Raw genomic sequence first — 11,490 nt, forward strand, 5'->3', positions numbered from 1 at the left:
CGCAAATCCACACGAAATGTCCCTTAAGCCAAAAAATTGAATTATTTGAACTCTATTTACCGTGGGCGTAGTAACCCAAGGCTTAAGCCTTAACCCGTCGACTCGTTCCAAAAGAAAAGGCTGGTCAGAGTTTTCTGGCCAGCCTAAATTTTGTCGGACTAACAGGATTTGAACCTGCGACCCCTACACCCCCAGTGTAGTGCGCTACCAAACTGCGCCATAGTCCGCCGCCGCACCATTAGGTGCAACTGCTACAGATTACACCAAGGGTATTCGCCACAACAAATCCCAGTCCACCCCTTGTTTTAGCGGCAGCTAAAACTCTCCGGCGGAATAGACCCACTGCCCGCCTTGGCGGCGAAAAGAGGAGCGCTCACGTTGAGAGCCCTTGGCAGATCCCTTATAGAAAGCCTCGAATTCCACGATTCCGGTCTGGTCCAAGGGGCCACCCGCGACGGTGTCGATAATGTCGAGGCGGTAAAAGCGAATGCCGGTTTCGGCGAGGTCGAGGCGTTCCGGGCGAGTCTCGGGGTCCCAAGTGCGCAGCAAATAGTCCTCGTCGCCGGTGACGAAAGCGCTGAAACGCGAGCGCATTAGGGCCTCCGCTGAGGGGGCGGGTGTGCCGGCATGGTAGCGCGAGCAGCACTCGCCGAAGCTTAGGCCAGTACCGCAGGGGCAGCGGGCGCCAGGGTCAAGTGGGTTTAGAACAACCATGGGCGGCTTATTCTGCAGTGGTTGCCACGGCGGTGGCGATGTCCACAGCGAGGAGGGAGTCGATGGTGGTGGAAGCGGCGGCGTCGGCAAGCGCGCGTTGTTGATCGGCACTCAGAGAAGCAGGAAGCGTCACCGTACGTGTGAGACGAGATTCGGATTCTTGGCTAACCCTGACAGATACCGCTTCGAGTACCTTCGCGTCGATTTTCTGCGCCTTGCCCGCTTCTTTGATGGCCTGGGTGCTTGCCGCAGCCACAGCGGACATAAGAAGGCCTTCCGCGGTGAAACCTTGGCCTTTGCCGCCGTTCTTTTTCGTGCGGTCAGCGCTCACCGATCGGTCATTGTGGCGCACGACGACGCCCATCCTGGTTCCAACTGCCGGGATTGCAAGCGCTGAGTCCTCAGCAACTGGGGTGGGAATGCTCTCCGGAACAATGAACTGCTCCGCCCAAGCCCCGATGAGGTCGGCGGCACGGGCTGCCGCGCCCTGCTTAGTCACCAGGTGATCGGCCTTATCCAAGGCGACGAGGGACTTGGGATAACGCGTGGTCCGGAAAATATTTTGCGCGTTATCAATGCCCACCGTTTGATCAATGGGGGAATGCAGCACCATGAGGGGCTTGCGCAGACGCGGAAGATAGTCCTCCGGGTTGGTCTCAGCAAGGTCTTCGAGGAAGAGACGCGAAATGGTCAGCGCCCGGCCTCCAAGGGTGACCTCGACTTCACCGTTGGCGTCGACCTCGCCGATCTTGTCGGCGTAGTGCAGCACGGAGTGTGCAGGATCGAAGGGGGCGCCGATGGTGGCCACGGCCTTGAGGGAGCGAATGTTGTTGGCCGCGGCCAGAGCGGCAGCCCCGCCCAGTGAATGGCCCATGAGTAGCTGCGGTGCGGAATAGTTCTGTGCTAGCCAGTCAGCGGCGGCCTGGATATCGGCAACATTCTGGCTGAAACATGTGTCCGCAAAATTTCCTTCGGATTGGCCTAGGCCAGGAAAATCAAAGCGCAGGGTAGCGATGCCAAAGTTAGTCAGCTGTTTGCTCACGCGGGCAGCGCCCGGGGTATGGCGCGAGCCGGCAAAGCAGTGCGCGAAGATGGCGAAGGCTTGCGGAGGGGAGTCAGGAAAGTCGATGGTTCCGGCCATCGTGGTACCGGTGCTGGAGGGGAGCGACACGTTCACGGATTGCATGACCATAAGGATATAAGGGCGAACGCACGCCTGCGAACCGGGGTTGACTAGAGTCGATAGAAGACCTGTATGACGCACAAGGATGGAGGAGTGCTCATGGGCGCATTCGATTGGTTCTGGAAGGCAATGGGCGCGCAGTCCGAACGCAACAACAAGAAGTCGAAAGCCGTTGTGACGGCCGCAGATTCCGCGGTAGAGGATATCGCGAACCTGTCGGATGCAGAGGTTGCCGCCACCGCACGGGAGTGCGTGAAGGACGGCAAGATCGCGGATAAATCCCGCTTCCTCGCAGCCCTAGCCGTGGCCAGCGAACGCAAGCTTGGCATGCGTCCCTTTACTGTCCAGTCCCAAGCTGTGCTGCGTCTTCTTGAAGGCGACGTTATCCAGATGGCCACTGGTGAGGGAAAGACGCTGGTGGGAGCCATGGCCGCGACGGGTTTTGCGCTGACCGGCAAGCGCGTGCACCTGGTGACAGTGAACAATTATCTAGCAGCGCGCGACGCTGAATGGATGCGCCCGCTCGTGGAGTTCTTTGGACTCACGGTGGCCCCGGTAACGGAGAAGCTCGGCCCGGAAGAACGCCGCGCGGCTTACATATCCGACATCATCTATGCACCTGTCAATGAGCTCGGTTTCGATGTGCTACGGGATAACCAGATCACGTCCCGCCAGCAAACGGTGCAAGCGCGCGCGGATGTGGCGTTGGTGGATGAAGCGGATTCTGTGCTTGTCGACGAAGCCCTCGTCCCCCTCGTCCTCGCCGGAAATCGCCCCGGTGAGGAATCTACGGGCCACATCACCAACGTGGTTTCCCGGCTGCGAGAGGAGCAGGACTACGTTATTGCGGAGGATGGGCGCACGGTAGCGCTCACCGACGAGGGCGCGGCGCGTGTGGAGCACGAATTGGGACTCGACTCGCTCTACTCGGAGGAGAACATCGGCTCCGTGCTGGTCAAAGTTAACTTAGCGCTGCACGCTAAGGCATTGCTTATCCGCGATATTCACTACATCATCACGGACGGAAAACTGCAGCTTATCGACGCCTCCCGCGGCCGCGTAGCGGAACTGCAGCGCTGGCCGGATGGCCTCCAGGCCGCGGTGGAGGCCAAGGAAGGCCTAGAGGTGTCAGAAGGAGGGCGCATCCTCGACACCATTACGCTCCAGGAGCTCATGCGGCGCTATCCGCTAGTGTGCGGCATGACCGGAACCGCAGTGGAGGCAACAGACCAACTGCGTCAGTTCTATGACCTGCACGTCTCGGTCATCGACCGTAACAAGGAACTGCAGCGCTTCGACGAACCTGACCGCATTTATGCCTCCGTGGATGAAAAATCCCGTGCCATCGTCAATGAAATCGTGGCAATCAATAGCACTGGCCAGCCGGTACTCGTGGGTACCCACGATGTTGCTGAATCAGAAGACCTCGCCGAAGCCCTGCGTGAACAGGGGATTACGGTCAACGTCCTCAACGCAAAAAATGATGAGGACGAGGCGCGCATCGTTGCGGAAGCAGGCGACGTGGGGCGAGTGACTGTGTCTACCCAGATGGCGGGCCGCGGCACCGATATCAAGCTGGGCGGCGCGGACGAAGCTGACCGCGACGCGGTCGTCGAGAAGGGCGGTTTGGCAGTACTTGGCACCTCGCGGCACCGTTCCTCACGCTTGGACAACCAGCTGCGCGGCCGTGCGGGCCGGCAGGGAGATCCGGGCATGTCGCTCTTCTTCGTCTCCTTGGAGGACGACGTAGTTCAGCAGGGTGGGGAAGATGAGTCCCTTTCGGCGCGTCCAGACGCCGATGGCCTCATTGAATCCAAGCGTGTTCGGGACTTCATCGCACATTGTCAGCGGGTGACGGAAGGCCAGTTGCTGGAGATTCACGCGCAGACGTGGAAGTACAACCAGCTGCTGGCGGATCAGCGCATCATTATCGATGAGCGCCGTGCCAAGTTGCTCGATACAGACCAGGCCTGGCAGGAGCTCGCTGAGCGAGCGCCCGATCGCGCCGCCGAGCTAAGCGACGTCCCCGTGGATGCCCGTGAGCGCGCCGCCCGCGAGATCATGCTCTACCACCTCGACTTGGCGTGGGCCGACCACTTGGAGCTGATGGATGACGTGCGTGAATCCATTCACTTGCGTGCCATTGCCCGTGAGACCCCCATCGATGAATACCACCGCATCGCGGTACGCGAATTCAAGGATTTGGCGCAGCGCGCGGTTGATGACGCCGTCGATACTTTTAAGACCGTGCTTATTGATGCCGATGGTGCGCACCTAGAGGATCATGGACTGTCCCGCCCGAGTGCCACCTGGACTTATATGGTTTCTGATAATCCATTGTCTGGTGGGGGAAATTCCGTGCTCAAGGGCATAGGAAACATTTTCCGTTAATGTATTTGTGGAGAGGCGACTCGCGCGCGCAGCGGAGTCGCTAATATGGAATGAGTCAACATCGATCCGACCCTTCGGAGGTAAAAATGAGCGAGAATACCGGAACGCCGGAACCGCAGGCAGAGACTACTTCTGTCTTCCGCGCTGATCTTCTTAAGGAGATGGAAAACGGCACCACGGCGGGCTCCGACGCCTCCGTTGCTGGTGCTGAGAACCTGGCTGAAGGCCAGGCCCTGCTCGTCGTGAAGCGAGGTCCGAATGCTGGCGCGCGCTTCTTGCTTGATCAGCCGACCACCACCGCCGGCCGCCACCCGGAAGCGGACATCTTCCTCGATGACGTCACCGTCTCCCGCCGCCACGCAGAATTCCGCGCTAAGGATGGCCAGTTCGAGGTCGTGGACGTCGGATCGCTCAATGGCACCTACGTCAATCGGGAGCCGCGCAATGCGCAGGTACTGGAAGTAGGCGACGAAATCCAGATTGGTAAGTTCCGCCTCGTCTTCATCGCCCCTAAATAGGGCAGTACCCGTCAGCAAGGACGAAGCGGGGGTACGAGGGGAGCAGCCGGTCTTGCTTCCTCACTATGCCTGCCCTTTGTCAAAGTGAATCCGCGTAGAAAGCAGTAGTAGTCCCATCGTGAGCGCTCAGAAGTCCACCGCAGCTGCAGCAACAGCATCTTCGGCGGCCAAGAAGACCAAGCAAAAGCCCATGTCTATTGGCGTAACGCTGAAGCACGTGCAGAAGCAGTTCCCGGACGTGACGGTGTCGAAGATTCGCTTTTTGGAATCTGAGGGTCTGATTACTCCGGAACGCACCGCGAAGGGCTACCGCCGCTACTACCAGAAGGATCTTGACCGTCTGCGCTACATTCTGACCGCGCAGCGCGACCACTACACGCCACTCAAGGTCATTCGTGAGCAGCTGGAGGCGATGGATTCGGGGCAAGTAACCGCCATTGTCTCCTCCCAGGCTGAGGCACTGATCAGTGCCGAGCAGCTGCGAGCACCAGTGGTGACCAGGCTTACCGACGCCGACGTGGCCGACCAAGCCGGGACCACGCAGGAAAACATTGCGGAGCTGGTCTCGGTGGGGCTCATTAAGCCGGATCCGGCGGGATTCTTTGATACGGATGACGTGTCTATCGTGTCGGCGGCTGTCGCCTTAGAGTCCTTCGGCTTTGAGGCACGGCAATTGAAGTCGCTGCGCAATGCCGCCCGCCGGCAGGCAGACATGATTTCGCAGGTGGCTTCTCCGGTGGCGCATTCGAAGTCTGATACGGCCCCGCAACAGGCGGAGGAGCTGTCACAGCAGATGGCGGCGCTTGTTCTGTCCCTTCATGGAACGCTGGTCAAGACTGAGCTGCGGGACGAGTTCCGCCCTTAGCGGAATAGAGGGCTGTTCTGTCAATCGCCACGCGTGAGGAAAGTGTGGAAAAGTGGGTGCCATGACTGCAGAAGTAGTGAAGTTTTTAGGAATCCACTCCGTCGGCCCCGAGAATAACCTGTGTGCCCTCTTCTACTGGGAAGAGGCAGACCGGCACGTGCCTGTGTGGGTCTCGCCCATTGATGGAGCCCGCGTTCTCCAGGTGCTGGAGCGCCATTACAACGCGCGGCCTAGTACCTATGAACTCTTGATTGCCTTCGCCGACCAGCTCGACGGGATCGAGCATATTTGTGTCTCCGAGTACCATAAGGGAGCTTTCATGGTCGACGTGGTCGACGGAACAGGTGAGGAGCACGACGCCCGCATCTGTGACGCCCTCGTCCTTGCAGATCACTACGGGGTACCCATCCGCTTTGAGAAGGAAGTGCTCGAGGAGGTCGCTATTTACATTAGCGATGAAGATCTCAAGGAATACTACGGTCTCGAACGCGAAGCTAAGACCCCAGAGACCTTCCCGGAGAAGAGGTCGCGCGATTTTCAAGAGTTGGCGGCTCGGCAGAAAGCCCAGGAAGACGATGACTTCGAGCAGCTCATGCGTGACTCCGGAATTTCCGAAGAAGATTTGCTTGGGGGCGAATCGCCGGAAGATGAGGGCTAACGCCCGCTCGCTCAGCTGAGCTTCGTACGTAGAAGGCGGCGGTCGGCTCGACATACTCACCAGCGCTCCATGCTAGACACAGCGGCACTATTTCTGGGTGCCGCTTTTACTTGTTATCAGCGAATTTTTTAATGACACGCGTGTGACTAATGATGACAAAGTGACCAAAAAAGTCTAAAGTTCTACTAGAGGTTCACGGAGGGCGACCCTTGACGTGGTCGCTGACGTGGCCTTTAATAGAAAAATAGAACTCCCTCAAACATCACTGGAGTAATTACGTGAGCAGTAAAAACAACCGCACCGAGTCCCGCGCCCTGCCGCTCGATGACGCCGCAACGAACGGCTATGTCCAAGAATCCCTCTTCGACGTCGGACCGGACGAGGAGCTGGGCTACCGCGTGCCCATCGCGTGTCAGGTAGCCGGTATTACCTACCGTCAGCTGGATTACTGGGCGCGCACCGACCTGGTTAAGCCCTCGATCCGCACCGCGCGTGGTTCTGGCTCCCAGCGTCTGTACTCTTTTAAGGACGTGTTGGTGCTCAAGATTGTCAAGCGCCTGCTGGACACTGGTATTTCTCTGCAGAATATCCGCCTCGCCGTGGAATCCCTGCGGGACCGCGGCGTCAACGACTTGGCGGAGCTCACGCTTGTCTCCGACGGCACCACGGTCTATGAGTGCCGGTCCAACGATGAAGTCATCGACCTCCTCGCCGGCGGCCAGGGTGTATTCGGTATCGCCGTTCCCGGCATCCTTAAGGAGCTCTCCGGCACCATCACGTCCTTCCCGGCCGAGCGCGTCGTGGAGGAAGAAGAGACTGACATCGTTATTGGACTCGACGAGCTCGCTGCTCGCCGCAAGCGCAAGACCTCTTAAACTCGCCACTCGCCGCCGCGCCCTTCCTGCACTGCTGCTCACGTCAGTGTCCTGGGAAAGGAGCGGCGGCTTTCTGCGTTTTAACCGCGACGATAGTGCACGGGTCTACCGCTAGCGTGCGCCGGCTGCGGCTGAGATGGCCGTTGCACTGTCCTGGGCATCGGATGGATCTGCGACCGTGCTGTAAGAATCAGCCAGCTTTTCGAGCTCAGCGTCCTTCTCGCCGTTACCAACGTGCACCACGCTCAAGCTCACTCCTTCGCCGCGGGCATTGCTCACCGCTTCGGCGAAGGCAGCATCATCCATATCTTGCTGCGTGCCGGTGGTCACGAGCACGACGCGTGTGTCCTTGCCGCTTTCAGTCACCTGGTCGGTGGCGTTATCTAGCGCAGCAACCACAGCGCTGCGAGTTTGTGGTACGCCACCGGTGCCGAACATACCTACGGCATAGGTAACGTTATCGGCATCCCCATACGATACGTTTTGGCGGTAACCCACGGTTGCCGAGGCGGAAAGAGGAGAGGAGTAGTTCCAAAGGCCTACTTGGCTTCCCTCCGCGCCGGCTGCCGACGCCGCCTCAGCCACACCCTGGCTTACCGCATCGAAATAGGGCGCGAGGTTCTCGGACGTATCGAGGAGGAACAAAGTATTCGGCGCTACCTGTTCCTCTGCGGCCGTCTCCTCCGAGCTGGGGGCGGCCGACGTCGATTCGGTATCCTTCGCCGTTTCCGACGACGCAGGCGCGGCCGACGTTGTGGGCTCTGCAGTAGAGGTCTCCTCCGTCTTAGCTGTCGTTGATTCTGCCGCCACCGTTTCACCGGAATCGGAATCGTTTCCACGGAAGAGGAAGAACCCTCCGATAACCAGCGCCAAGACCGCTATAACGGCAACGACGATGACCCACGGTGCAAATGCGTAGTTATTTTTTCCATCCGAGTGCCGGGCCATCTTTTTCCTTCCGCGCTGGTTTCGCGGGGCGGCACAGCGCGCCCCGACGGGTCACATCAATGGTTCCTCATTGTAGCGGGCAGTGCGGCGCGAATTTGGGAGACAAGCCGCGCGCGCAGGGGCTCGGCGACGTCGGCAAGCGCGCGTTGGCGACGCACGTACTCGGACTTTCCTTCCGCCGTTTCGATGGGGACGACCCCAAACCCCCACTCGCGGCAATCGTAGGGTGAAGCTTCCATATCAAGTGTGCGTGCTGCCACGGCTAGCCGGAAGGTGTCGAGGAACAACTCACCCGGTACCAATGGCCCCAATTTCCACGCCCATTTATACAAATCCATAGTCGCATGGACGCAGCCAGCCTGGTCGTTCTCCGGTTGCCCCTCGCGAGTCAGCACCGTGAGGTTGAGCGGGCGCGCGGGCTCAGTGAAGAAGCGGAAGGCATCGTAATGCGTGCACTTGATGCGGTGCCTATCGACGACCTCATTCGTCCCCTCCGCCCCTAACCGCAGCGGCAAGTCATGGCGAGGAGAATCGGTGTGGTAGACCATGGCCCATTCGTGCAGGCCAAAGCAATCGAATTGGGTGGGGTTATGCGTGGTCTTTTCTAGCAGATTCAGGATGTAGCGAACGGTGTTACCGCGGCGTGCGAGGAAGGCCTCAGTGTCCACCGTGACGCCCTCATCAGTGCGGTGGTAGTAGTTCCACTGAGCATGTGGGACCTCGCCGGCCAGAGTCACACCGACGCCTGGGTGCCAACGCCGCAGGTGTGACGGGCGGACGGGGTAGTACTCGAAAAGGAAGTCGTAGACAGGGTGATACGAGCCCGGGTGGCGGTAGCGGGTGAGATACTCGTTGGCCGCCTCCTCGTGCATGGTCATCCGGGTTTGCCAGGTTTTAGGCTGGAGAATCATCGCTGACCTGCGTTGGCCCGTCGGCGGCGCTGGTTACGGCTACCCGATCGTCGACGCGCAGACTGTCTTTCGGACTGACTCTGTGGCTTCTTCTTTGATGGTTGCTGGTGTGGTGGGCCGAGCGGTTCGCCGTTGGGCTTGCGAGCTCCCGTCATCTGGGCGAGCTCGGGGCTGCTGGCTGGGTTGGCGCGGTCACTGATGTCGAGGTCGGTGTGTGCAACGCCCGCCTTCGCGATGAGCTTTGCCACCTCATCGCGTTGCTCGTCGGTGACGAGTGTGACTACGGTGCCGGAGTCGCCTCCGCGTGCAGTACGGCCGGAGCGGTGCAGATAGGCCTTGTGCTCAGCTGGCGGATCGACGTGGACGACAAGGGAGACGTCGGCGATGTCGATACCGCGGGCAGCGATATCGGTGGCGACGAGTACCGGAACGCTGCCGTCTGCGAAGCCCTCGATGGCCTTGGTACGTGAGCCCTGGCCCTTATCGCCGTGCAAGGGCAGCGCGTTGATTCCGACGCGGCGCAGCTTTTTGGCCTGCCTGTCGACGCCATGCTTGGTTCGCATAAACATGATGGTCTTGCCCTTGCGTGCGCCGAGGCGAAGAACGACGTCATTGCGGGCCTCGCGGGTGCCGATGAAAATAAGGTGGTGTTCCATCGTATCGACGGCTGCCTCGACGGGGGCGGTGGAGTGGGTGACGGGATCGTGCATGAACTGGTTGACCAGCTTGTTGACTTCGCCGTCGAGGGTGGCGGAGAAGAGCAAACGTTGACCATCGACCGGCGTGAGCTTGAGCAGCTTGCGTACCTGGGGGAGGAAACCCATGTCCGCCATCTGGTCCGCCTCGTCGAGGGCGGTGATAGTGACGTGGTCGAAGAAGAGCTTGCCCTGGTCGATGAGGTCCTGGGCGCGTCCCGGTGTGGCAACGAGCAGGTCAACCGGGCGGGCAAGCGAGCGAATGTGGTTGTTGATGTTGACACCCCCGACGACCGCCAATACCCGCAGTCCCAATGCCGCCGCGGGTTCGTCTAAGCGCTGCTGGATCTGGGTTGCCAGCTCACGCGTCGGTGCTAGGACCAGCCCGCGCGGGTGGGCCGGGCGCGACACCCCGGACTCCGCCAATCGGGCCAGCATAGGGAGACCAAACGTAAACGTTTTTCCCGAGCCTGTGGGGCCACGGCCGAGGACGTCCTTGCCAGCGAGGGCGTCGGGAATAGCGGCTTCCTGGATAGGGAAGGGGGTCGTGATGCCCTGTTTGTCTAGGATACGAACAACATCGCGGGGGAGGCCGAGTTCGGCGAAAGTAGTCATCGGGTGAAAAGTCTAGTGCTCCGGCCTGCCAGACCGAAAAGCATCACAGTTACCGGTGGGAATTAGGCCTCGCATCCTGCATTTTTAGGGTTTGTGTGACGTGGTTCTCTGTAAAATTGAGCGACATGACGAATCCATTCGACAACTCTCAATCTCAGTCTCCTCCCCGCGGGTTTGGCCAGAACCCGCACCACGTCCAACCTGGGCACAACCAAGCGCCTCACGGTTTTAATGGGCAAGGCCAAGGGATGCCGCAACCGCCACAGAAGAAGCCCGGTTCGAAGAAAGTGTTGTGGATTGTTCTAGCAATAATCCTCGGTCTAATTCTGGTTACAGGGCTCGCTCTTGTGGCGGCGTTTTCTGCTTTTAAGGACTTTGCCGCTGGATTGGATGATGGGCCAGGAGAGGTCGCTGCCTCTGATGCCGGCTATTGGGAGCGCGCGATTGACATCGATGATGTTGACGCTATCCGAGAGTCCGAGGTGCCAGCGTCTGTTCCTACACCTCTGGCTGAGCTGACGTCCGAGTGTTACGAAGACACGTCCTATTTCGGTGAGTCAGCAGATCAGGGCTACGACGCGCAGTGGGTCCCGACGATTTCCTGCCTCTATGGGGCCGACGGTGAGTTTGTCGCTCAGTACACCGAGAATCAGGAAGCCATTCAGGACGCGGAGCGCGTGGGGCTGCAGGAATCCGTTGTGGATTACACATCCGCTCGCGGTTCCCAGATCGCAATTTTCGGACAGGATGAGGAATTCGTTATGGTGGAAGTGCTCGAGGGTCGTAACGCGGTCATTGAGTACGTGATGGGTGGTTACGACTCGGACGAGGTGGTGACCAACTACGGCGACCTTGCCAGCTATCTGGTAAACGCGGGGATCCTCGACGAGACTCCGGGGCCACCGCCGGTCGACGCCTAGTTATACGCCTATGCTTGACGACGTCCCCGTCCCACGCTCACCCAGAATCGCCGTTGTGCCCAATGGGGGCAGCGCGGCGTCGTTTGGATTCGCGCTCATAACTGAAGCCGTTAAGAATCGCTAGAGCGTAGGATGACGCGCAATGGGCGGCCGTCGTTGTGCGGGATCGCCGATATGCCCGCGTGCCTTGATGTGGT

Annotated in this window: 11 protein-coding genes and 1 tRNA gene; 6 read left to right on the forward strand and 6 right to left on the reverse strand. The window is 59.7% G+C overall.

All coding sequences use genetic code 11. The features are described 5' to 3' along the window. Positions 1-153 precede the first annotated feature (153 nt). From HMPREF2526_RS08345 to HMPREF2526_RS08355, 3 genes are all read right to left on the reverse strand, one after another. Positions 154-227 (reverse strand) — tRNA-Pro (locus HMPREF2526_RS08345). An 88-nt stretch (positions 228-315) separates the two neighbouring features. Next, entirely contained in the window at positions 316-714 is a 399-nt protein-coding gene (locus HMPREF2526_RS08350; protein WP_070546960.1) for a YchJ family protein, read from the reverse strand. Between the two features lie 7 nt (positions 715-721). After that, a complete protein-coding gene (locus HMPREF2526_RS08355; RefSeq protein ID WP_210384405.1) occupies positions 722-1,900 on the reverse strand; it encodes a bifunctional alpha/beta hydrolase/OsmC family protein in 1,179 nt (392 codons plus the stop codon). A gap of 96 nt (positions 1,901-1,996) precedes the next feature. On the opposite strand from HMPREF2526_RS08355, the gene secA2 reads away from it, so the two are divergent. The 5 genes from secA2 (at position 1,997) to HMPREF2526_RS08380 (ending at position 7,204) form a co-directional block, all read left to right on the forward strand. Further along, positions 1,997-4,288, forward strand: coding sequence for an accessory Sec system translocase SecA2 (gene secA2, locus HMPREF2526_RS08360; protein ID WP_070546976.1), 2,292 nt, complete (start codon positions 1,997-1,999; stop codon positions 4,286-4,288). Between the two features lie 86 nt (positions 4,289-4,374). Then, on the forward strand, positions 4,375-4,806 hold the full coding sequence (gene odhI, locus HMPREF2526_RS08365) for an oxoglutarate dehydrogenase inhibitor Odhl (RefSeq protein ID WP_070546966.1): 432 nt from the start codon (positions 4,375-4,377) through the stop codon (positions 4,804-4,806). Positions 4,807-4,924: 118 nt separating this feature from the next. Next, positions 4,925-5,671, forward strand: coding sequence for a transcriptional regulator FtsR (locus tag HMPREF2526_RS08370; protein ID WP_046649387.1), 747 nt, complete (start codon positions 4,925-4,927; stop codon positions 5,669-5,671). A 61-nt stretch (positions 5,672-5,732) separates the two neighbouring features. Further along, positions 5,733-6,329 (forward strand): bifunctional nuclease domain-containing protein, encoded by a 597-nt coding sequence (locus HMPREF2526_RS08375; protein ID WP_070546977.1) that lies wholly within the window; start codon positions 5,733-5,735, stop codon positions 6,327-6,329. 314 nt (positions 6,330-6,643) lie between these two features. Further along, positions 6,644-7,204 carry a MerR family transcriptional regulator gene (locus HMPREF2526_RS08380; RefSeq protein ID WP_210384406.1) on the forward strand — a complete coding sequence of 187 codons (561 nt, stop codon included), beginning with the start codon at positions 6,644-6,646 and terminating at the stop codon, positions 7,202-7,204. A 111-nt stretch (positions 7,205-7,315) separates the two neighbouring features. Here HMPREF2526_RS08380 and HMPREF2526_RS08385 read toward each other — a convergent pair whose 3' ends face one another. The 3 genes from HMPREF2526_RS08385 to HMPREF2526_RS08395 are packed head-to-tail and all read right to left on the reverse strand — an operon-like array spanning position 7,316 to position 10,373. Beyond that, the gene (locus HMPREF2526_RS08385; protein ID WP_049154987.1) at positions 7,316-8,152 is read right to left on the reverse strand and encodes a vWA domain-containing protein; all 837 of its coding nucleotides are present in this window, start codon (positions 8,150-8,152) and stop codon (positions 7,316-7,318) included. 56 nt (positions 8,153-8,208) lie between these two features. Then, positions 8,209-9,063, reverse strand: a complete 855-nt coding sequence (locus tag HMPREF2526_RS08390) for a 3-methyladenine DNA glycosylase (protein ID WP_070546970.1) — start codon at positions 9,061-9,063, stop codon at positions 8,209-8,211. Next, positions 9,060-10,373, reverse strand: a complete 1,314-nt coding sequence (locus tag HMPREF2526_RS08395; protein WP_070546973.1) for a DEAD/DEAH box helicase — start codon at positions 10,371-10,373, stop codon at positions 9,060-9,062. The genes HMPREF2526_RS08390 and HMPREF2526_RS08395 overlap by 4 nt, the downstream gene beginning before the upstream one ends. Positions 10,374-10,498: 125 nt before the next feature. On the opposite strand from HMPREF2526_RS08395, the gene HMPREF2526_RS08400 reads away from it, so the two are divergent. Continuing rightward, complete coding sequence (locus HMPREF2526_RS08400) at positions 10,499-11,293, forward strand: hypothetical protein (protein ID WP_246819125.1); 795 nt, start codon at positions 10,499-10,501, stop codon at positions 11,291-11,293. Positions 11,294-11,490: the final 197 nt, after the last annotated feature.

The organism is Corynebacterium sp. HMSC070E08, assembly GCF_001808895.1.
Classification (GTDB): domain Bacteria; phylum Actinomycetota; class Actinomycetes; order Mycobacteriales; family Mycobacteriaceae; genus Corynebacterium; species Corynebacterium hiratae.

Coding starts and splice junctions, on each gene's coding strand:
- HMPREF2526_RS08350 (WP_070546960.1), bottom strand. CDS start 714: ATGGTTGTTCTAAACCCACTTGACCCTGGCGCCCGCTGCCCCTGCGGT.
- HMPREF2526_RS08355 (WP_210384405.1), bottom strand. CDS start 1,900: ATGCAATCCGTGAACGTGTCGCTCCCCTCCAGCACCGGTACCACGATG.
- secA2 (WP_070546976.1), top strand. CDS start 1,997: ATGGGCGCATTCGATTGGTTCTGGAAGGCAATGGGCGCGCAGTCCGAA.
- odhI (WP_070546966.1), top strand. CDS start 4,375: ATGAGCGAGAATACCGGAACGCCGGAACCGCAGGCAGAGACTACTTCT.
- HMPREF2526_RS08375 (WP_070546977.1), top strand. CDS start 5,733: ATGACTGCAGAAGTAGTGAAGTTTTTAGGAATCCACTCCGTCGGCCCC.
- HMPREF2526_RS08385 (WP_049154987.1), bottom strand. CDS start 8,152: ATGGCCCGGCACTCGGATGGAAAAAATAACTACGCATTTGCACCGTGG.
- HMPREF2526_RS08390 (WP_070546970.1), bottom strand. CDS start 9,063: ATGATTCTCCAGCCTAAAACCTGGCAAACCCGGATGACCATGCACGAG.
- HMPREF2526_RS08395 (WP_070546973.1), bottom strand. CDS start 10,373: ATGACTACTTTCGCCGAACTCGGCCTCCCCCGCGATGTTGTTCGTATC.
- HMPREF2526_RS08400 (WP_246819125.1), top strand. CDS start 10,499: ATGACGAATCCATTCGACAACTCTCAATCTCAGTCTCCTCCCCGCGGG.